This is a genomic window from Streptomyces sp. NPDC048612 (assembly GCF_043199295.1).
Lineage (GTDB): Bacteria > Actinomycetota > Actinomycetes > Streptomycetales > Streptomycetaceae > Streptomyces.
Window position 1 is genome coordinate 70,780 of the sequence record NZ_JBICVV010000027.1, and the last position, 19,820, is coordinate 90,599.

16 protein-coding genes and 1 pseudogene are annotated in these 19,820 nt (G+C 72.6%); 7 read left to right on the top strand and 10 right to left on the bottom strand.

What is annotated here, in order from left to right; genetic code table 11:
• Nucleotides 1-95: 95 nt before the first annotated feature.
• From whiA to ACGFN2_RS31025, 6 genes and pseudogenes are all read right to left on the bottom strand, one after another.
• Nucleotides 96-1,085 carry a DNA-binding protein WhiA gene (gene whiA, locus ACGFN2_RS31000; protein ID WP_018091880.1) on the bottom strand — a complete coding sequence of 330 codons (990 nt, stop codon included), beginning with the start codon at nt 1,083-1,085 and terminating at the stop codon, nt 96-98.
• Nucleotides 1,076-2,137 carry a uridine diphosphate-N-acetylglucosamine-binding protein YvcK gene (gene yvcK, locus ACGFN2_RS31005; RefSeq protein WP_362614357.1) on the bottom strand — a complete coding sequence of 354 codons (1,062 nt, stop codon included), beginning with the start codon at nt 2,135-2,137 and terminating at the stop codon, nt 1,076-1,078. The genes whiA and yvcK overlap by 10 nt, the downstream gene beginning before the upstream one ends.
• Complete coding sequence (gene rapZ, locus ACGFN2_RS31010) at nt 2,134-3,078, bottom strand: RNase adapter RapZ (RefSeq protein WP_393365925.1); 945 nt, start codon at nt 3,076-3,078, stop codon at nt 2,134-2,136. The genes yvcK and rapZ overlap by 4 nt, the downstream gene beginning before the upstream one ends.
• Complete coding sequence (gene uvrC / locus ACGFN2_RS31015) at nt 3,075-5,168, bottom strand: excinuclease ABC subunit UvrC (RefSeq protein ID WP_393365927.1); 2,094 nt, start codon at nt 5,166-5,168, stop codon at nt 3,075-3,077. Before uvrC ends, rapZ begins: the two co-directional genes overlap by 4 nt.
• A gap of 461 nt (nt 5,169-5,629) precedes the next feature.
• The gene (locus ACGFN2_RS31020) at nt 5,630-6,505 is read right to left on the bottom strand and encodes a hypothetical protein (protein ID WP_393365929.1); all 876 of its coding nucleotides are present in this window, start codon (nt 6,503-6,505) and stop codon (nt 5,630-5,632) included.
• Between the two features lie 4 nt (nt 6,506-6,509).
• A pseudogene (locus ACGFN2_RS31025) lies at nt 6,510-6,757 on the bottom strand (papain-like cysteine protease family protein); the annotation flags it as partial.
• 266 nt (nt 6,758-7,023) lie between these two features.
• On the opposite strand from ACGFN2_RS31025, the gene ACGFN2_RS31030 reads away from it, so the two are divergent.
• The gene (locus ACGFN2_RS31030) at nt 7,024-7,962 is read left to right on the top strand and encodes a hypothetical protein (RefSeq protein WP_393365931.1); all 939 of its coding nucleotides are present in this window, start codon (nt 7,024-7,026) and stop codon (nt 7,960-7,962) included.
• A gap of 27 nt (nt 7,963-7,989) precedes the next feature.
• Here ACGFN2_RS31030 and ACGFN2_RS31035 read toward each other — a convergent pair whose 3' ends face one another.
• Nucleotides 7,990-8,403 (bottom strand): Rieske (2Fe-2S) protein, encoded by a 414-nt coding sequence (locus ACGFN2_RS31035; protein WP_362608075.1) that lies wholly within the window; start codon nt 8,401-8,403, stop codon nt 7,990-7,992.
• Nucleotides 8,404-8,561: 158 nt separating this feature from the next.
• Nucleotides 8,562-9,110: a hypothetical protein gene (locus ACGFN2_RS31040; RefSeq protein WP_393365933.1), complete on the bottom strand. Its 549-nt coding sequence runs from the start codon at nt 9,108-9,110 to the stop codon at nt 8,562-8,564.
• A 210-nt stretch (nt 9,111-9,320) separates the two neighbouring features.
• Here ACGFN2_RS31040 and ACGFN2_RS31045 point away from each other — a divergent pair, with 210 nt between their 5' ends.
• Nucleotides 9,321-10,379 carry a LacI family DNA-binding transcriptional regulator gene (locus tag ACGFN2_RS31045; RefSeq protein WP_362608079.1) on the top strand — a complete coding sequence of 353 codons (1,059 nt, stop codon included), beginning with the start codon at nt 9,321-9,323 and terminating at the stop codon, nt 10,377-10,379.
• Nucleotides 10,376-11,386 (top strand): carbohydrate kinase, encoded by a 1,011-nt coding sequence (locus ACGFN2_RS31050; RefSeq protein ID WP_393365935.1) that lies wholly within the window; start codon nt 10,376-10,378, stop codon nt 11,384-11,386. The genes ACGFN2_RS31045 and ACGFN2_RS31050 overlap by 4 nt, the downstream gene beginning before the upstream one ends.
• A 96-nt stretch (nt 11,387-11,482) precedes the next feature.
• Here ACGFN2_RS31050 and uvrA read toward each other — a convergent pair whose 3' ends face one another.
• Nucleotides 11,483-14,437, bottom strand: coding sequence for an excinuclease ABC subunit UvrA (gene uvrA / locus ACGFN2_RS31055; protein WP_362608083.1), 2,955 nt, complete (start codon nt 14,435-14,437; stop codon nt 11,483-11,485).
• A 261-nt stretch (nt 14,438-14,698) separates the two neighbouring features.
• Nucleotides 14,699-15,442, bottom strand: coding sequence for a TetR/AcrR family transcriptional regulator (locus ACGFN2_RS31060; protein ID WP_393365938.1), 744 nt, complete (start codon nt 15,440-15,442; stop codon nt 14,699-14,701).
• A gap of 59 nt (nt 15,443-15,501) precedes the next feature.
• Between ACGFN2_RS31060 and ACGFN2_RS31065 the strand changes: the two genes are divergently transcribed.
• From ACGFN2_RS31065 to ACGFN2_RS31080, 4 genes are all read left to right on the top strand, one after another.
• Nucleotides 15,502-17,058 carry an FAD-dependent oxidoreductase gene (locus ACGFN2_RS31065; protein WP_393365940.1) on the top strand — a complete coding sequence of 519 codons (1,557 nt, stop codon included), beginning with the start codon at nt 15,502-15,504 and terminating at the stop codon, nt 17,056-17,058.
• Between the two features lie 127 nt (nt 17,059-17,185).
• Nucleotides 17,186-17,929 carry a maleylpyruvate isomerase family mycothiol-dependent enzyme gene (locus ACGFN2_RS31070; protein WP_393365942.1) on the top strand — a complete coding sequence of 248 codons (744 nt, stop codon included), beginning with the start codon at nt 17,186-17,188 and terminating at the stop codon, nt 17,927-17,929.
• A 9-nt stretch (nt 17,930-17,938) separates the two neighbouring features.
• Nucleotides 17,939-18,595 carry an MBL fold metallo-hydrolase gene (locus ACGFN2_RS31075; RefSeq protein WP_362608090.1) on the top strand — a complete coding sequence of 219 codons (657 nt, stop codon included), beginning with the start codon at nt 17,939-17,941 and terminating at the stop codon, nt 18,593-18,595.
• Nucleotides 18,596-18,688: 93 nt separating this feature from the next.
• Nucleotides 18,689-19,753 (top strand): S66 peptidase family protein, encoded by a 1,065-nt coding sequence (locus tag ACGFN2_RS31080; RefSeq protein WP_393365945.1) that lies wholly within the window; start codon nt 18,689-18,691, stop codon nt 19,751-19,753.
• Nucleotides 19,754-19,820: the final 67 nt, after the last annotated feature.

The following is a 19,820-nucleotide window of genomic DNA, read 5'->3' on the forward strand; positions in this document are numbered from 1 at the left end:
CGTGCGCACCCGCCCGCGCCTCCCCCGACGGCACCGTTTCGGGAGTGACGCCGGGGGCGCGAGGGGATGCCCGGCGGGGTGCGAGGCACCGGTCGTCAGCCGACCATGCCCTCGGCGAGTTCCTCGGTGAGGTTGGACTCGGTGCCGGGGATGCCGAGGTCCTGGGCACGCTTGTCGGCCATCGCCAGCAGCCGGCGAATCCGGCCGGCCACTGCGTCCTTGGTCAGCGGCGGGTCGGCGAGGGCGCCCAGCTCCTCCAGCGAGGCCTGCTTGTGCTCCATGCGCAGCCGGCCGGCCGCCGCCAGGTGCTCGGGGACCTCCTCGCCCAGGATCTCCAGGGCCCGCTGGACCCGGGCGCCCGCGGCGACCGCGGCGCGCGCCGAGCGGCGGAGGTTGGCGTCGTCGAAGTTGGCCAGGCGGTTGGCGGTGGCGCGGACCTCGCGGCGCATCCGCCGTTCCTCCCACGCGAGCACCGACTCATGGGCGCCGAGCCGGGTCAGCAGGGCACCGATCGCGTCACCGTCCCGGACGACCACGCGGTCCACGCCGCGCACCTCACGGGCCTTGGCGCCGATGCCGAGCCGGCGGGCGGCGCCGACCAGTGCGAGCGCCGCCTCGGGCCCAGGGCAGGTGACCTCCAGGGACGAGGAGCGGCCCGGCTCGGTCAGCGAGCCGTGCGCCAGGAAGGCGCCGCGCCAGGCCGCCTCGGCGTCGCAGGTCGCGCCGGAGACCACCTGCGGCGGGAGCCCTCGGATGGGGCGGCCGCGGCCGTCCACCAGGCCGGTCTGGCGCGCCAGCTGATCGCCGCCGGCCACGACCCGGACGACGTAGCGGCTGCCGCGCCGCAGGCCGCCGGGGGCCATCACCACCAGGTCGGAGCTGTGCCCGAAGATCTCCAGGATGTCCTTGCGCAGCCGGCGGGCGGCGATGCCCGTGTCCAGCTCCGCCTCGATCACGATGCGTCCGCTGACCAGGTGCAGACCGCCCGCGAACCGCAGGATCGACGAGACCTCCGACTTCCGGCAGCAGGTCCGGGTGACGGGGAGCCGGGAGATTTCATCCTTCACCGCTGCCGTCATCGCCATGGGCCGATCCTTCCATGCATCCGAAAAATACGGTCGTACGCGGCTGCCAGCAGCTCCGGGTCGTGCCGGTCGGGGGCTCCCCCGGCGCAGGGCCGGGCGTCGTCTCCTTGTGCGGCGACCGCCGCCAGCTCGACCTCGCTGCCGACCAGCTGCTTGGCGGCAACCGTCAGACCATCGATGTCGGGCACGGCGGCCTTGTCGGCCAGCACCACGTCGAAGGCGAGTTTAGGGGCGTGTCGGGCCAAAACCTCCAAATGACGCTGCGGGGAGAAGCCATCGGTTTCGCCCGGTTGGGGCGCAAGGTTGAGCGAAAGGACCTTCCGGGCCTTGGTCTCCTCCAGCGCCTCGCGCAGCTCCGGCACCAGCAGATGCGGGATCACGGAGGAGAACCAGGAGCCGGGGCCGAGAACCACCCAGTCGGCGTCCCGTACGGCGGCGACCGCCTCGGGGACGGCCGGCGGGTCCTCGGGGACCACGTGGACGGACTGGACCTCGCCGCGGGTGAGCGCGACGGTGGCCTGGCCGCGGACCGTGGAGACCTCGGCCGGGCGCGCCGGGTCATGGCCCCTGACCTGTGCCTGGAGCTCCAGCGGCACCGCCGACATGGGCAGCACCCGGCCGTGCGCGCCCAGCAGCTTGCCGACCAGGTCGAGCGCCTGGACATGGTCGCCGAGCTGCTCCCACAGGGCGACGATCAGCAGATTGCCGACCGCGTGGTCGTGCAGCTCGCCCTCGCTCTGGAAGCGGTGCTGGATCACCCGGGACCAGGTCTGGCCCCAGTCGTCGTCGCCGCACAGCGCGGCCAGCGCCTTGCGCAGGTCGCCGGGCGGCAGTACGCCCAGCTCGTCGCGGAGGCGGCCGCTGGAGCCGCCGTCGTCGGCGACCGTGACGACGGCGGTCAGATCACCGGTGATACGGCGCAGCGCGGTCAGCGAGGCGGACAGGCCCATGCCGCCGCCCAGTGCCACCACCTTGGGCGTGGCGCCCTTCGTCGTACGGCCGCTGGGAACGAACCGGCGGACCCGGCGCAGCCGTGGTGTACGCCCGGTCACTCGCGCCCCATGTCCCGGTGGACGACGACCGTTTCCACCCCTTCGTCCACCAGGCGGCGGGCGAGCTTCTCGGACATCGCGACGCTGCGGTGCTTGCCGCCCGTACAGCCCACGGCGATGGTCACGTAGCGCTTGCCCTCACGGCGGTAGCCCTCGGCGACGATCCGCAGCAGCTCGGCGTAGCCGTCCAGGAACTCCTTGGAGCCGGGCTGGCTGAAGACGTAGCCGGAGACCTCTTCGTTGAGGCCGGTGAAGGGGCGCAGCTCGGGGACCCAGTGCGGGTTGGGGATGAAGCGGCAGTCGATGACCATGTCGGCGTCGACCGGGAGGCCGTACTTGAAGCCGAAGGACATGACCGTGGCGCGCAGCTCGGGGACCTCCTCGCCGGCGAACTGGGCGTCCATCTTGGCGCGCAGCTCATGGACGTTGAGGCTGGAGGTGTCGATGACCAGGTCGGCGTCGCCGCGGAGTTCGCGCAGCAGGTCGCGTTCGGCGGCGATGCCGTCGACGATCCGGCCGTCGCCCTGGAGGGGGTGCGGGCGGCGCACCGATTCGAAGCGGCGCACCAGGGCCTCGTCGGAGGACTCCAGGAAGACGATGCGGCGCTTGACGTTCTGCGCGTCGAGGGTGGCCAGCGATTCCTTGAGGTTGGCGAAGAAGCGGCGGCCGCGGACGTCGACGACGACCGCGATCCGGGCGACGTTGCCCTGCGAGCGGGCGCCCAGCTCGACCATCGGCGCGATCAGCTCGGGCGGGATGTTGTCGACCACGAACCAGCCGAGGTCCTCCAGGCACTTCGCGGCCGTGCTGCGGCCGGCGCCGGACATCCCGGAGATGATCACCAACTCGGGGATCGCGGCGCTCTCGCCCTGGTCGGTCGTGCCCGTACTCACCTGTGCACCGTCTCTCTCGGTTTCCTGCGGTTCCTGCGGTGTGCTCATCGGTCCTGCCCCCGTTCTGCTGACAACGCGGCCGGTGGGGCCCCGTCATCCTCAATGATCTCTCCTGTGGCGGTGTTCACCGCGGGGGCGGGCGCCGCCGCTCCCGCCAGCGCCGCGGCGACCGTCTCCGCGGTCTTGCGGCCGACGCCCGGGACCTCGCAGATCTCCTCGATCGTCGCGGCCCGCAGCTTCTTCAGCGAGCCGAAGTGCTTGAGCAGTGCCTGGCGGCGGGTGTCGCCCAGCCCGGCGACGGCGTCCAGCGGCGAGGACTTCAGCCGCTTGCCGCGCTTGCTGCGCTGGTAGGTGATCGCGAAGCGGTGTGCCTCGTCCCGGACGCGCTGGAGGAGGTAGAGCCCCTCGCTGCTGCGGGGCAGCACCACCGGGTCGTCGTCCTCGGGCAGCCAGACCTCTTCGAGGCGCTTGGCCAGGCCGCAGACCGCGACATCGTCGATGCCCAGCTCGTCCAGGGCCCGGCGGGCGGCCGCGACCTGCGGGGCGCCGCCGTCGACGACCACGAGCTGGGGCGGGTAGGCGAAGCGCTTGGGACGGCCGTCCTCGTCGGTCGGACGGCCGGCCATGGGGTCCGGCTCCAGGTCGTCCGCGAGCGCCGGGCCGGTGGCGGCGGCCGTGGCGCCGTTGTCGTCGACGCGGGCGTCCCCGGCCGGCTCCTCGGTCCACTCGCCGGCCTTCTGCTTCTCCTGGAGGTAGCGCCTGAAGCGGCGGCCGATGACCTCGTGCATGGACCGGACATCGTCCTGGCCCTGGAAGGTCTTGATCTGGAAGCGTCGGTATTCGCTCTTCCGGGCGAGACCGTCCTCGAAGACCACCATCGAGGCGACGACGTCCTCGCCCTGGAGGTGGGAGATGTCGAAGCACTCGATGCGCAGCGGCACCGCGTCCAGGCCGAGCGCCTCGGCGATCTCCTCCAGGGCGCGGGAGCGGGTGGTCAGGTCGGAGGCGCGCTTGGTCTTGTGCAGCCCCAGGGCCTGCTGGGCGTTGCGGGCGACCGTGGCCATCAGGTCCTTCTTGTCGCCGCGCTGCGGGATGCGCAGCGAGACCTGGGAGCCGCGGCGCCCGGACAGCCACTGGGCGATCGGCTCGACGGGCTCGGGGAGCGCCGGGACCAGCACCTCCTTGGGGACGGCGTCGCCCCGCTCCTCCCCGTAGAGCTGCTGGAGGGCGTGCTCGACGAGGTCGCCGGTGGTGACGGCCTCGACCTTGTCGGTGACCCAGCCGCGCTGGCCGCGCACCCGGCCGCCGCGGACGTGGAAGATCTGGACGGCGGCTTCCAGCTCGTCCTCGGCGACGGCGATCAGATCGGCGTCGGTGGCGTCGGCGAGCACGACGGCGCTCTTCTCCATGGCCCGCTTGAGCGCCCCTATGTCGTCCCGCAGCCGGGCGGCGCGCTCGTACTCCATCTCCTCCGCCGCTTCCTGCATCCCGCGCTCCAGGCGGCGGATGTAGGCACCGGTGCGGCCGGCCATGAAGTCGCAGAATTCCTCGGCCAGTTCATGGTGTTCCTCGGCGGAGATCCGGCCGACACAGGGGGCCGAGCACTTGCCGATGTAGCCGAGCAGGCAGGGGCGGCCGATCTGGGCGGAGCGCTTGAAGACCCCGGCGGAGCAGGTCCGTACGGGGAAGACACGGAGCATCAGGTCGACGGTCTCGCGGATCGCCCAGGCGTGGCCGTACGGACCGAAGTAGCGCACGCCCTTCTTCTTGGCACCGCGCATGACCTGGACGCGCGGGAACTCCTCGTTGAGGGTCACCGCGAGATACGGATAGCTCTTGTCGTCGCGGTACTTGACGTTGAAGCGCGGGTCGAACTCCTTGATCCAGGTGTATTCGAGCTGGAGCGCCTCGACCTCGGTGGTGACGACGGTCCACTCCACGGAGGCGGCGGTGGTGACCATCGTGCGGGTGCGCGGATGGAGTCCGGCCAGGTCCAGGAAGTAGTTGGCCAGGCGCTGGCGCAGGCTCTTGGCCTTGCCGACGTAGATGACCCGGCCGTGTTCGTCGCGGAACTTATAGACCCCCGGCGAGTCGGGGATCTGTCCCGGCTTGGGTCGATAGCTACTGGGGTCTGCCATGCACACCACCCTACTGACCGCCACTGACAATCACGGGTGCCGGACCGTGCTTGCCAGTGGGCGGGCGGGGCGTACGGGGGTGGGTGGCGAGCGGGGTGAGGGCGGGGGCAGGGGGCGGGGAGGGCTGGTGGGGTGGGGCGGTTCGCGGGGCGGCTCTGCTCCCCCCCACCCCCGAACCCACCCCCCGCCCCCTCCCCCGAAGGGGGAGAGGGGGAGGGGGCGGGGGAAGCCCTGCTCGCCGTTCGTGTGCCCGTGCGGGCACACAGGCGGCGGCAGAACGGGCGGCAGAACCTCGCTGCCGATGCCGAAGGCGAGGCCGCCCCGTGCGCCAGCACCGACGCCCGCACAGACGCCGCCGCACAGGCGCCACCACAAAGCCGCCGCCTCGCAGCCGCCATCGCACGGACGCCGCCCCGCCGGCTCCCCGCGAAGAACACCCGACAGGCAGGTGCCCGCCCCCGTCAGCCGATGCGTCGGCGGCGCAGGGCCGCCGCGGTGGACAGGCCCAGGGCCAGCAGGGCGGCGGCGCCCGCCACGGTGGTGGCCGCGGTCACCGGCAGTCGCTCGTCCGTGAACGCGCCTGCCACGACGGGCTGCTGGGCCCGGACCGGCTCGCCCTGCGGCTTCCCGGCGGCGGCCGGCCCGTAGCCGCCGGCCTCGCCGCGCCGGTCGTACGCAGAGCCCGGCAGCTTGTCCCCGTAGGCCTTCGCCACCCGCTTTCGGTAGGCGGCGACGGTCGTACCGTGCGCCCCGACGGCCTTGCGGGCGTCGGGGTCCAGCGGCTCGATCCGGTCGCCGCGCTGGACGTACCAGGCATCGGTCTGCGGCTCCCGGAAGACCGTGCCGCCCCGCGCGGCCCCGGCCGCGGTGTAGCGGGTCTCGTCGTCGCCGTCGGCGATGTCGACGACCTTCCAGGCGGTGCCCCGCCGCACGGTCCACACGGAGGCCGTGCGGCCGTCGGCGGCGACGGCCTTGCTGGCGAGGAACTCCAGGCGGGCCACGGGAGCCGCGCTTCTGCCGCGTACGAAGTCCGGTGACAGGACGTAGACGGGTACGGTGCCGCCCTCGATGCGCGGGGCCCGGTGCGCGGCGCCGGGGGTCATAGCCTGTGTACCGGCGCGCCTGCGGTCGGCGGCGAAGAAGCGGGCGAGGGTGTCCAGCGTCGCGGGGGCGGTGGCCGCCTCGCGGGCGGCGGCGACGCTCGCGCGGGCCGGGGCCGGTGGCGCGGGAACGGGTGCGGCCAGTGCGGCATGCGGGGCCAGGCCGATGAGGGTGGTCGCGAACGCTCCTGCGGCGACGGCGCGAAGGGTGGTGCGGACGGCGGTGCGCTTCGTCATGCCCTCAGGCTCCTCTCCAGTACAGGGAGTACGTCCAGGAGAAGGTGCTTCCGTTCGCGTAGTAGTCGAAATCGCCCCAGTTGTAGCGGGAGTTGGTCGCCCAGGGATCACCCCAGTAGATCCAGTTTCGATCTGTGTCATAGCTATAGACCACGTGCATATGGCCGCCCCGGAGGACCACTGGATGCGGGTCTCGACGGGCCGGCCGGCGTCGATCTCGCTCCGTACGGTGCCGTGGTGGAGCCGACCGGAACGGCGTGCGTGGGGTGCACGGGTCATGGCGTTCCCCCCGGACATGGGGGTGAGGGGTGAGAGGAGCGCATCCGGATGCTGTTGAGGAGCATCAGGTGTTGTCGCAGGCAGGTCAACACGCTTCAATGCGGAAGCACATGGGGGTGTGGACGGACGGGCCCGGATGTGAACGGCCGGTGCCCGGCGTACCGCAGTGAACAGACAGGCAGCGTGTGCAGCGCGCGAACCCGTGGTGAACGTTCACCCGCGCGCGGAGGAATGAGGCAATGGCACAGAACTCTCCGCAGTCGGCCGAGCTGGCCCAGCTGCTGCAGACCGGCCCGTTCCATCTCGCGCTGCGCTCCGCGCTCACCGTGCGCGGCCTCGCCCTCACCCGCGTCCAGCACAAGCTCGCCGAGCGCGGCATCACCATCGGCGTGACCAGCCTGAGCTACTGGCAGCAGGGGGCCCGGCGGCCGCAGCGCCCCGAGTCGCTGCGCGCGGTGCGGGCCCTGGAGGAGGTCCTGGACCTGCCCGCGCACTCGCTGCACCGGCTGCTGGTGCCGGAGGGCACCACCCGCCCGGAGACCGAGCGGCCGCCCGCCCGCTCGTACCGCTCCCTGATGGCGCCCTCCGCCACGCTGCAGCAGCTGTTCGCCGAGTTGGAGACGCCCGTGGACGGCGGGCTGCACACCGTGGGCCATCACGAACGGGTCGCCATCGGGGCGGGACGTCAGCTCCTCGCCCGTGAATCGCTCCAGGTGGTCCGGGCCCACCGGGACGGCGTGGACCGCTATGTCGCCATCCACCGGGGCGAGTCGGGCTGTGAGACGTCCCGGGTGCGGGTGCGGGCCGCGGAGAACTGCCGGCTGGGCCGGGTCCGCGGGCACGCCGAGACCGGGGTGGTGGTCGCCGAGCTGCTCTTCGACGCCCGGCTGCGGGCCGGTGACACCCATGTCTTGGGCTATGCCTTCGAGGACGGCAGCGGTGGTCCGAGCACCGAGTACCTGCGCGGTTTCAGCCTCTCCGGCGGGCAGTACGTCCTCCAGGTGCGCTTCGACGAGGCGGCGCTGCCGGTGCGCTGCCGCCGCTTCGCCCAGACCTCGGCGGGCGCCCCGCGCAGCGGTCAGGGGGAGCTGACGCTCGGCGGGCCGCACCGCGCCGTGCACCTCGTGGAGCAGGGGGTACGGCCCGGAATACTGGGCATCGCCTGGGACTGGGGGTGAGTCCGCCGGTGCGGACGGCCCGGCGCCTCAGCCCGCGATCAGCTTGCCGTCCCTGGCCTTGACCGGGACCTCGGGCAGCGGTTCGGTCGCCGGGCCCTGGATGACCTCGCCGGTGGTGACGTCGAAGCGGCTGCCGTGGCAGGGGCAGCTGCCCTCCTTCTTCTCGACGTCGGACAGGATGCAGCCGGCGTGGGTGCACTTGGCGCTGAAGCACTTGTAGGTGCCCTTGGCGGGCTGCGACACCACGAGCCGGTCCTCCCGGTAGAGCCTGGCGCCGCCGACCGGTACTTCGGCGGCGGCCCCGAGGTCGACCGGCTCGTCGGGCGCCGCCGAGGCGTTCGCGCCCGAGTCCCCCGGCGAGCAGGCCGCCAGCCCGAGACCGGCGGCCCCGGCGAGCGCGGCCCCCCGCAGCACGGTTCGGCGGTCGGGGGACTGGCTCATGGCTGCTCCAGGGGTCAGGGGCGGGGGCGTCGGCGGCGGACGGCTCCCGACGATACCGGCACAGATCGTTCCGCTTCCGCCCGGGCCGGACGCCCGGCTCCCCTCCCGTCGGCCGGCTCCTGAGGCATGGCCGCGACGGAGGCCGCCGAGCCGACGGGTTACCGGCTGCCGGCCCCCGTCAGCCAGCCGGCGGCCGCCTCCACCTCGCGCGCGATGTCGCCGACGGAACGCCCGTCGGTCGCCACCCGCACCGCGTCCGCGGGGGCCTGCTCGTCCAGCATCCGCGCCTTACGGGCGCTGCTCCGCAGCTCGTGCGCCAGCTCCGAGCCGAGTTCCCGGCCGGTGAGCCGCTCGCGGGTGGTGGTGTCGGACGCGGTGAGCAGCACCCGGACGAGCCTGACGTTCCGCCCCATGGCGCGCCGGAACATCTCCTCGTTGTCCGTCAGCACGCTCACGGTGTTCGTGTAGATCAGGCGGCGGTGGCCGAGTGCGGCGTAGTTCGACCAGAGCGCCGTGAGATTGCGCTCGGCGATCTTCTTGCGGCGGGGGTCACCCTCCGGAGCGGGGTGGGCCTGCCCCATGTAGTCGCCTTCGATGACGCAGTGCGGGACGGTCGCGGCGCGCAGCAGCGCGGAGATCTCCCAGCCCACCGTCGTCTTGCCGACCCCGGCGCGTCCCCCGATGAGCAGGACCTCTGCCCGATCCATGGCACCTGGATGTTCCATGGCCGCACTCTGCCACCGGGGACGCGGGCCGGGCGACCGCTTTACCCGCTCCGTGAGGGGACGGAGGCAGCGCGTAAACGCTTGCGTAAGCGTTTACGTATTCGGCCGGATGCTCGTAGTGTGGTCGCGTTCGCGGGAGGCCTTGGAGGGCGGGGCACCACCGTGGTGCGCACACGCGGAAGGAAGGGCCTGATGACGACGATGGTGGATGTGGCGCGGCGGGCGGGGGTCTCGGTCGCCACGGTCTCGCATGTGCTGAACGGGACCCGGCCGGTGCGTCCCGGCACCCGCGCCGCGGTGCTCGGCGCCATCGACGAACTCGGCTACACCCACAACACCCTGGCCCGCTCGCTGGTCACCTCCCGTACCCGCTCGATCGGCCTGGCGGTCTCCGCGATCAGCAACCCGTACTTCACCGAGATCCTCCAGGGCGTCGAGGCCGGCGCCCTGGAGGCCGGCTACAGCCTGCTGATCGCCGATCCGCACGACGACCCGCGGCACGAGCGCACGGTCGTCCAACTGCTGCACGAGCGACGGGTGGACGGGGTGATCGTCGCACCGTCCGCGGAGCCCGGGGAGATGGTGGAGTACCTGACCCGGCGCAAGGTGCCGGCCGTCTTCCTGGACCGGCTGGTCGGTGACGAGCACGACCAGGTGTGTGCCGAGAACACCGGGCCGGTGCGTCAACTCGTCGAGCATCTGGCCGACTTGGGGCACACCCGGATCGGCCTGGTGGCGGGGCTGCCCGGGCTGAGCACCACGACCGAGCGGGTCGAGGGCTACCGCGCGGGGCTGCGCGCCCGCGGCCTGCCGTACGTGCCCGGGCTCCTCGCCGGCGGCAACTCCGAGGCCGCGGGCGCGCAGGACGCCACCCGGCAGCTGCTCGCCGGGGCCCAACCGCCCACCGCGATCGTCACCGCGAACAACGCGATGACCATCGGCGCGCTGCGGGCGCTGCGCGAGCTGGGCCGGGAGGTGCCCCGCGACACCGCGCTGGCCTGCTTCGACGACTTCTCGTGGGCGGACCTGTTCACGCCCCGGCTGACCGCGATCGCCCAGCCCAGCAAGGACATCGGGGCGGCGGCGGTCCGGCTGCTGCTGGAGCGCCTGGAGGACCCGGGGCGGCCCCCGCGCACCCTCCGCCTCCCCTGCACCTTGGTGCACCGCACGTCGTGCGGCTGCGCCGAACCCGCCCCGGCCATGCGCCCGGCCGCACCCCGGGCCGCCCAGGAAAGGAACCGCACCCCGTGATCGTCGTCGCCGGCGAGGCGCTGATCGACCTCGTCCCCAGCCCGCAGAGCCCTCACCCGCCCGCCTCCGACGGGGAGCACGTCCCCGCCCCGGACAGCTCGTTGCCGGCGTTGCTGCCGCGGCGCGGCGGCGGACCGTACAACACCGCGGTCGCGCTGGGGCGGCTGGGCTCCCCCGCCGCCTTCTGCTCCCGGATCTCGGCCGACGCCTTCGGCGAGGCGCTGCTGGACGGGCTGCGCGGCAGCGGTGTGGACACCGCGCTGGTGCAGCGCGGCGGTGAGCCGACGACCCTTGCCGTGGCGGACATCAGCCCGGACGGGTCGGCGGGCTACGGCTTCTACGCCGACGGCACCGCCGACCGGCTCTTCGCCCTGCCGCCCGCGCTGCCCGCCGCGGCCCGCGCGCTCTCGCTGGGCACCTGTTCGCTCGTCCTGGAGCCGGGGGCGAGCGCGTACGAGTCGCTGCTGCGCCGTGAGGCCCGGCGCGGTGTCTTCACGGCGCTCGACCCCAACATCCGGCCCGGTCTGATCCCCGACGCGGACGCCTACCGGGCCCGCTTCCGCTCCTGGCTCCCCGATGTCGCGCTGCTGAAGCTCTCCGAGGAGGACGCGCTGTGGCTGGCCGGGTCCGGGGACGGGCCGGGCGGTGCCGTGGGCGGGGGCCGGGACGCGGTCCTCGCGGCGGCGAAGGAGTGGCTGGCGGCGGGGCCCGCGGCGATCGTCCTCACCCATGGCGGGGACGGTCTGACGGTGCTGACACCGGGCGGCGGGGAGCTGACGGTGCCCGGGGAACGGGTCACCGTGGTCGACACGATCGGTGCCGGCGACACCGTCAACGCCGCGCTGCTGCACCGCCTGGACACCCACGACGCCCTCTCGCGCACCGCCCTCGCCGCCCTCGGCGCCGGGGACTGGCACGACATCCTGCGCTTCGCCGCCCGCGCGGCCGCCGTCACCTGCTCACGGGCGGGCGCGGAGCCGCCGTTCGCGGCGGAGCTGGTGGCGTAGGCGGAGGGCACACCGCGCCGCCCTCACCACGACGGGCCGTCACCGTCCCCGTCGTACGGAGAGCGGTGACGGCCCGGCGGTAGCGGCCCGTTGGCGTCAGGAGGACCGGCGAGTCCGCGCCGTGGTCTTCTTCGCTGCGGTCTTCTTGGCTGCGGTCTTCTTGGCCGCCGGCTTCCTGGCGGAGGCCTTCACCGGCGCGGCGTCGCTGACGCGGTCGCCGAGGATCTCCCGCAGGAACTTGCCGGTGTGGCTGGCCGGGATGGACGCGATGTCCTCCGGGGTGCCTTCGGCGACGACCAGACCGCCGCCGTTGCCGCCCTCGGGGCCCATGTCGATGACCCAGTCGGCCGTCTTGATCACATCGAGGTTGTGCTCGATGACGATCACCGTGTTGCCCTTGTCGACCAGGCCGGACAGCACATTGATCAGCTTGCTGATGTCGTCGAAGTGCAGACCGGTGGTCGGCTCGTCGAGGACGTAGACCGTGCTGCCCGTCGAACGCTTCTGGAGCTCGCTGGCCAGCTTGACGCGCTGCGCCTCACCGCCGGAGAGCGTCGGCGCGGACTGCCCGAGCCGGACATAGCCGAGGCCGACCTCGTTGAGCGTCTTGAGGTGCCGGGAGATGGTCGGCACCGCCTCGAAGAAGCTCAGGGCCTCCTCGATGGGCATGTCCAGCACCTCGGCGATGGACTTGCCCTTGTAGTGGACCTCCAGGGTCTCCCGGTTGTAGCGCGCGCCGTGGCAGACCTCGCACGGCACGTACACGTCCGGCAGGAAGTTCATCTCGATCTTGATCGTGCCGTCGCCGGAGCAGTTCTCGCAGCGGCCGCCCTTGACGTTGAAGGAGAAGCGTCCCGGCAGATAGCCGCGGACCTTGGCCTCCATCGTCTCCGCGAACAGCTTGCGTACGTGGTCGAAGACGCCGGTGTAGGTGGCCGGGTTGGAGCGGGGGGTGCGGCCGATCGGCGACTGGTCGACATGCACAACCTTGTCCACCAGGTCGTCGCCGGCGACCCGGGTGTGCCGGCCGGGCACCGACTTGGCGCCGTTCAGCTCGCGCGCGAGGTGGGTGTAGAGGATGTCGTTGACCAGCGTCGACTTGCCGGAGCCGGAGACTCCGGTGACGGCGGAGAACACCCCGAGCGGGAAGGAGACGTCGATGTCGCGGAGGTTGTTCTCCTTCGCGCCGTGCACCGTCAGCTGCTGCGCCGGGTCGGCGGGCCGCCGGATGTCCGGTGTCGCGATGACCTTCTTGCCGGACAGGTACTGGCCGGTGATCGATTCCTTGTTGGCCATCAGCTGCTTCATGGGGCCGCTGTGCACGACCTTGCCGCCGTGCTCACCGGCGCCCGGGCCGATGTCCACGACCCAGTCGGCGACCTTGATGGTGTCCTCGTCGTGCTCGACGACGATCAGGGTGTTGCCCATGTCGCGCAGCCGCACCAGGGTCTCGATGAGCCGGTGGTTGTCGCGCTGGTGCAGGCCGATCGACGGCTCGTCGAGGACGTAGAGCACGCCCACCAGGCCGGAGCCGATCTGGGTGGCGAGGCGGATGCGCTGGGCCTCACCGCCGGAGAGGGTGCCGGCCGCGCGGTTCAGCGAGAGGTAGTCCAGGCCGACGTCGACCAGGAACTTCAGCCGCTCGTTGACCTCCTTGAGGACCCGTTCGGCGATCTTCTTCTCGCGGGCGGTGAGCTTCATCTCCCGCAGGAAGTCGGCGCAGTCGCTGATCGACATGGCCGCGACCTCGGCGATCGACTTCTGCTGGACCGTGACGGCGAGCACGATCGGCTTGAGCCGGGTGCCCTCACAGGTCGGGCAGGGCACCTCGCGCATATAGCCCTCGAAGCGCTCCCGGCTGCTGTCGCTCTCCGCTTCGGAATGCCGCCGCTTGACGAACGGCACGGCTCCCTCGAAGGGGGTGGTGTAGGCCCGCTCGCGGCCGTAGCGGTTGCGGTAGCGCACCTCGATCTGGGTCTTGTGCCCCTGCAGCAGGGCCTTCTTGGCGCGGGCCGGCAGCCCGGCCCAGGGGATGTCCGTACGGAATCCGAGGGCGTCGGCCAGCGCGCCGACCAGGCGGCCGAAGTACTCCTTGGTGTGGCCGTGGGACCAGGGGTGGATGGCGCCCTCGTCGAGGGAGCGGTCCTCGTCGGGGACGATCAGCTCGGGGTCGACCTCCATCCGCGTGCCGATGCCGGTGCAGTCCGGGCAGGCGCCGAAGGGCGAGTTGAAGGAGAAGGAGCGGGGCTCCAGCTCCTCGAAGGAGAGGTCGTCGTAGGCGCAGTAGAGATGCTCGGAGTACATCCGCTCGCGCTGCGGGTCGTCGGCGTCCAGGTCGACGAAGTCGAGGATGACCATGCCGCCGGAGAGCCCGAGGGCGGTCTCGACGGAGTCGGTCAGCCGCCGCTTGGCGCTGTCCTTGACGGTGAGGCGGTCGACGACCACCTCGATGGTGTGCTTCTCCTGCTTCTTCAGCTTCGGCGGCTCGGAGAGCTGGATGGTCTCCCCGTCGACCCGGGCCCGGCTGTAGCCCTTGGTCTGGAGGTCGGAGAAGAGATCGACGAACTCGCCCTTGCGCTCGCGCACCAGCGGGGAGAGCACCTGGAAGCGGCTGCCCTCGGGGAGTTCGAGCACCTTGTCCACGATGGCCTGCGGCGACTGCCGGGCGATCGGCCGTCCGCACTCGGGACAGTGCGGCTTGCCGATGCGGGCGAAGAGCAGCCGGAGGTAGTCGTAGACCTCGGTGATCGTGCCGACCGTCGAGCGCGGGTTGCGGGACGTCGACTTCTGGTCGATCGACACCGCGGGGGACAGGCCCTCGATGAAGTCCACATCGGGCTTGTCCATCTGCCCGAGGAACTGCCGGGCGTAGGAGGAGAGCGACTCGACATAGCGCCGCTGCCCCTCGGCGAAGATCGTGTCGAAGGCGAGCGAGGACTTGCCCGACCCGGAGAGCCCCGTGAAGACGATGAGGGAGTCACGGGGGAGGTCGAGCGAGACGTTCTTGAGGTTGTGCTCGCGAGCGCCACGGACGATGAGACGGTCGGCCACGCCGGTCGGCACCTTTCTTGGAGGGGGCGGGAGCCGCGACTCCGCGCCCGCCGCTCGGTGGGTGAGCAGAGGCGGCGAAGCGGAGCGGAGCCCCGCCCAGGGTAGGGGGCCCGCCGCGGCACTGTCTTCGGGATGCCACCCACGAGCTTATAGCACGCACATTCGATTTGCCGGACTCGCAAGCCCTGTTCACCCGAACGTGTGGCGGCCCCACAATCTTCCCGCCCCACCGCACGCCCGTACGCTGCGGAAACGCCATCGTCAAGCGAAGCCGGGCAGCGCCCGCTCCAGCGCATCGAACGTCCGCCGCAGCACTTCCGCCTGCTCAACGGCCACCTCGTCCACCGGGTCACCCCCGAGCTGCCGGTCAGCGGCATCGACGTACGCCACCCGGATCGCCGCGACGACCAGCGCCGCGCCCAGCCGGGCGTCCTGACCGGGCCGGTCCGCCGCACCGCCCGCGGCCTCGGCGAGCAGCCCGGCGAGGACGCCCTCCGCCTCCTCGACCGCCTCCCGCCCCCGCGCCCGCAGCGCCGGCGAGTCCAGTACGGTGCGCCAGAAGTGCTCGAACCCCTCCCCCACCGCGCCCAGCGGATGCCGCTCCGCCAGCAGGCCGAGCACCAGCCGGCGCAGCGCCGCGAGCGGCGGTTCGCCGGCGCCGCGCTCCCGGACGGCGCGGACGATCAGCTCCTGCGCCTCGGGAATCCGGTCGAGGAAGAGGTCCTCCTTGCGCGGGAAGTAGTTGAAGACCGTCATCGTCGACACCTCGGCGGCGCGGGCCACCTCGGCGACGGTGACGTTGTCGAAGCCGCGCTGGATGAACAGCAGGGTGGCCTCGCCCGAGATCCGCTGCCGGGTGCGCAGCTTCTTGCGCTCGCGGAGCGTCAGCCGCTCCTCCTCCACCGTGAAGCCGGTCTCCGGCCGCCGCCCCCGCACGCGCCCGCCGCCCGCTTCCTGCCCGCCGTCCGCGCCCCGCTCACCGCCGCGCCGTCCCTCATCCGCCATGGCTGGATTTTAGACAGCTTTGAGTCGACAAAATTTTTTAGTCACTACACTTCTGTGCCATGACCCATGACGCAGACGTAGTGGTGGCGGGGGGCGGCCCGGTGGGGCTGCTGCTCGCCTGCGAACTCGCCCTGGCCGGTGTCCCGGTGACCGTCCTGGAGCGACTGACCGAAGTGGACACGACGATCAAGGCGGGGGCGATCAACTCCCCCAGTTCGGAGGCCTTCTACCGGCGCGGGATGCTGCCCGCCCTGGCGGAGGCGCAGCGCGAGGCCTTCGAGAAGTTCAGCGCGTTCCTGAAGCAGCGGCAGGCCGCCGGGGCCTCCACGGTGCGGCAGCCGCCGAAGTTCGCCGGGCATTTCGCGGGCATCATGCTGCGCGGTGATCTGCTGGACGAGACCGACCCGGACTTCGACGGCCACGGACCCGCCGCCGACGTCGGCCTCGTACCGCAGGAGGCCCTGGAGCGGCTGCTCGGTGCCCGCGCCGCCGAACTCGGCGTCGACCTGCGCCGCGGGGTGACCCTGACCGGCTTCGACGCCGGGGAGGACGGCGTACACGTCCACACCTCGGACGGAACGCTGCGCACCGGCTGGCTGGTCGGCTGCGACGGCGGCCGCAGCACCGTCCGCCGGCTCGCCGGCTTCCCGTTCCCCGGAACGGCCCCCGGGATCACCGGACGGCAGGCCCTGGTGGAGATGACCGGCGCCGAGGAGCTGGGGGCGGGCTGGAACTGGACGGATGCCGGGACGTACGCGCACGGGCCGCTGCCCGGCCGGATTCTCACCGTGGAGTTCGACGGGCCGCCCGCGGACCGTGCAGCCCCGGTCACCGCCGAGGAGTTGGAGGAGTCGCTGCGCAGGGTCTCCGGAGTGCCGGACGTGAAGGTCCACAAGGTCCTCTCGGCGACCCGGTTCACGGACAACGCGCGCCAGGTGCCCGACTACCGCTCCGGACGGGTCCTGCTGGCCGGTGACGCGGCCCATGTGCACTCGCCGTTCGGCGGCCAGGGGCTGAACCTCGGCCTCGGTGACGCGATGAACCTCGGCTGGAAGCTGGCCGCCACGGTCCGCGGCCACGCGCCCGCGGGGCTGCTCGACACGTACACCGCCGAGCGGCACCCCCTGGGCGCGTGGGTGCTGGAGTGGACCCGGGCCCAAGTCGCCCTGATGCGGCCGGAGTCGCACGCCCGGGCGCTGCGCGGGGTGATCGCGGAACTGACCGGGACGGTCACCGCCACCACCTTCTTCGCCAAGAAGATCTCCGGTGTCGGGCAGCGCCACGACCTTCCCGGCGCGCATCCGCTGACCGGCCGCAGCGCCCCTGACCTGGAACTCTCCGATGGCACCCGGCTCGCGGGACATCTGCACGACGGGCACGGGCTGTTGCTCGACCTGGCCGGTGCCCCCGGGGTGCGCGCGGCCGCCGCGGGCTACGACGGCCGGGTGCAGGTGGTCACCGCCGGCTGCCCCGGACGGCCCGGCCTGGCCGGTCTGCTGGTGCGGCCGGACGGCTGCACCGCCTGGGCGGCGGACTCCGGCGGCCCCGGCTCCCCGGACGAGCTGACCGCGGCGCTCCGGACCTGGTTCGGCGCCCCGGACGGTGCGGCGGCCTGACCGGCACGGCGGGTGGCGCGGACCGGCCGTCCGGAACGGCTGGAACGCGCCGCCCGCCCCACCCGCGTACGCCCCGCGCGGCGCCGGCCGACTCCCGAACCCGCCGCGACGGCGCTAGCGTCGGACCATGACCCTCACCCCGTCTGACTTCCCGCACGATGTGGCCGCCGTCCGCGAGGCCACCGACCGGCTCCTGGTCTCGGTGAGCAAGCTCGACGACGCGGCGATCGGCGAACCGTCGCTGCTCCCCGGATGGACCCGCGGCCATGTCCTCGCCCATCTGGCGCGCAACGCGGACGCGCTGGGCAATCTCCTCACCTGGGCGCGGACCGGCGTGCGGACGCCGATGTACGCGAGTGCCGAGGTGCGCGGGCGCGACATCGAGCGGGGCGCCGGCCGTCCGCTGGCGGCGCAGCTGGAGGATCTCCGGGAGACCGCCGCGCGGTTCGACGCGGCGATGGAGGCACTGCCGGAGGAGCGGTGGGCCTTCGAGGTGGAGATGCGCAACGGGGTGGTCGAGCGGGCCGACCGGCTGCCGCTGCGCCGGCTGACCGAACTCGAACTGCACCATGTCGACCTCGGCGTCGGCCACACCGTCGACCAGCTCTCGCCCGCTTTCGTCGACCGTGAGCTGTACTTCCTCTGCTCGGTGAAGTTCGCCGGACACCCGGAGCTGCCCCCGCTGGAGCTGAGGGCCGACGACGGCCGCCGGTGGCGCACCGGCCGCGCGGACACCGGGCCGGAGGCCGAGGCCGCGCCGCTGGTGGTGACGGGCTCCGCGGCCGCCCTCGTCGGCTGGCTCACCGGCCGCGGCGACGGCGGCAAACTGGACAGCCACGGCAGCGAGCTGCCCGCCGTACCGCCGCTCTAGAGTGGTCCCATGGGCTACAGCGGAGCAGTGAAGGTCGGCGGACCGGCCGACGTGCACGAGCTGACCGACCTGATGATTTCCAAGGTCGCGGTCGGTCCGATGAACAACAACGCCTATGTGCTGCGGTGCCGGGCGACCGATGAGCAACTGCTGATCGACGCGGCCGCCGAGCCGCGCACCCTTCTCGCACTGATCGGCGACAGCGGTATCGGCTCCGTGGTCACCACCCACCGGCACGGTGACCACTGGGGCGCGCTGCGCGAGATCGTCGACGCGACCGGCGCGCGGACCTGTGCGGGGCGGTACGACGCCGAGGGCATCCCCGTCCCGACGGAGGTGCTGATCGAGGACGGTGACACCCTCACCGTCGGCCGGGTGGAACTGACCGCGCGTCATCTGGTCGGGCACACCCCGGGCAGCATCGCGCTGGTCTACGACGACCCGCACGGCGCCCCGCACCTGTTCACCGGGGACTGCCTGTTCCCCGGGGGCGTCGGCAACACCTTCGGCAGCGCCGAGAACTTCGCCCGTCTCATCGACGACGTGGAACACAAGCTCTTCGGTGAACTGCCCGACGAGACCTGGGTCTATCCGGGGCACGGCAACGACACCACGCTCGGCGCTGAGCGCCCGCAGCTCGCCCAGTGGCGCGAGCGCGGCTGGTGACAACACCGGACGGCGGGCGCGGCGGACCGTACGCCGCGTCCGGCAACGGGAAACGGGGCTGCCGGTCCGCCCGGCGGCCCCTACTCTCACGTCATGCCGATACGGACACCGCCCGCCTCCGCGCTCCGACACCCGCCCAAGCCGCGCCCGGGTGACCGGGTGGCCGTGCTCTCGCCCTCCTCGGGGCTTCCGCACCTGTTCCCGAGGCCGTACGAACTCGGCCTGGCCCGGCTGGAGAAGGACTTCGGGCTGATCCCGGTCGAGTACCCGACCACCCGGAAGTGGGGCGCCGGCCCCCAGGAGCGGGCCGCCGACCTCCATGCGGCGTTCGCGGACCCGGACATCGCCGCCGTCTTCGCCAGCATCGGCGGTGACGACCAGCTCACCGTGCTGCCCCATCTGGACCGCGAGGTGTTCCGCGCCCACCCCAAGCCGTTCTTCGGCTACAGCGCCAACACCAATCTGCTGGCGTACCTCTGGAACACCGGCATCGTCGGCTTCCACGGCGCCACGGTGATGTGCGAACTGGGCCGCCCCGGCGCGATGCACCCGCTCACCGCGCAATCGCTGCGCGCCGCGCTGTTCACCGAGGGCCCGTACGAACTGCGGCCCGCCGAGCGCTACGGCGACGAGAACGGCGACTGGGACGACCCGGAGACCTTCGCCGCCGAGCCCGCCGCGTGGCCGGGCGAGGGCTGGTGGTGGTACGGGCCGGAACGGGTGGTCGAGGGACCCAGCTGGGGCGGCAGCGTCGAGGTGCTGTCCTGGATGCTGATGGCGGACCGTGAGATCCAGGAGGCGGCCGCGTACGACGGCTGTGTGCTGTTCCTGGAGACCTGCGAGGAGCTGCCGAAGGCCGACGAGGTGTACTTCGTGCTGCGCAGCATGGGTGAGCGCGGTCTGCTGCGGCGGTTCCCGGCGCTGCTGATGGGCCGCCCCAAGGCGTGGTCGCTGTCCCAGCCGCTCCCCGGCCCGGCGAAGGAGGCCTACCGGCGCGAGCAGCGTGCGGCGGTGCTCCGTGCGCTGGACACGTACGCCCCGGAGACCGTCGCGGTCTTCGACGTCGACCTCGGGCACACCGATCCGCAGCTGGTGATCCCCTACGGCGGCGCGGTGCGCGTCGACGGGGTGGCGCGGCGGATCACGGTGACGTACTGACGGGTGCGCGCCCGTATACGGCGGCGGCGCCCGGCCCCGCTCCGGGAGGGAGCGGGAACCGGGCGCC

Coding starts and splice junctions, on each gene's coding strand:
- whiA (WP_018091880.1), bottom strand. CDS start 1,085: ATGGCGATGACGGCAGCGGTGAAGGATGAAATCTCCCGGCTCCCCGTC.
- rapZ (WP_393365925.1), bottom strand. CDS start 3,078: ATGAGCACACCGCAGGAACCGCAGGAAACCGAGAGAGACGGTGCACAG.
- uvrC (WP_393365927.1), bottom strand. CDS start 5,168: ATGGCAGACCCCAGTAGCTATCGACCCAAGCCGGGACAGATCCCCGAC.
- ACGFN2_RS31020 (WP_393365929.1), bottom strand. CDS start 6,505: ATGACGAAGCGCACCGCCGTCCGCACCACCCTTCGCGCCGTCGCCGCA.
- ACGFN2_RS31030 (WP_393365931.1), top strand. CDS start 7,024: ATGGCACAGAACTCTCCGCAGTCGGCCGAGCTGGCCCAGCTGCTGCAG.
- ACGFN2_RS31035 (WP_362608075.1), bottom strand. CDS start 8,403: ATGAGCCAGTCCCCCGACCGCCGAACCGTGCTGCGGGGGGCCGCGCTC.
- ACGFN2_RS31040 (WP_393365933.1), bottom strand. CDS start 9,110: ATGGATCGGGCAGAGGTCCTGCTCATCGGGGGACGCGCCGGGGTCGGC.
- ACGFN2_RS31045 (WP_362608079.1), top strand. CDS start 9,321: ATGACGACGATGGTGGATGTGGCGCGGCGGGCGGGGGTCTCGGTCGCC.
- ACGFN2_RS31060 (WP_393365938.1), bottom strand. CDS start 15,442: ATGGCGGATGAGGGACGGCGCGGCGGTGAGCGGGGCGCGGACGGCGGG.
- ACGFN2_RS31065 (WP_393365940.1), top strand. CDS start 15,502: ATGACCCATGACGCAGACGTAGTGGTGGCGGGGGGCGGCCCGGTGGGG.
- ACGFN2_RS31070 (WP_393365942.1), top strand. CDS start 17,186: ATGACCCTCACCCCGTCTGACTTCCCGCACGATGTGGCCGCCGTCCGC.
- ACGFN2_RS31075 (WP_362608090.1), top strand. CDS start 17,939: ATGGGCTACAGCGGAGCAGTGAAGGTCGGCGGACCGGCCGACGTGCAC.
- ACGFN2_RS31080 (WP_393365945.1), top strand. CDS start 18,689: ATGCCGATACGGACACCGCCCGCCTCCGCGCTCCGACACCCGCCCAAG.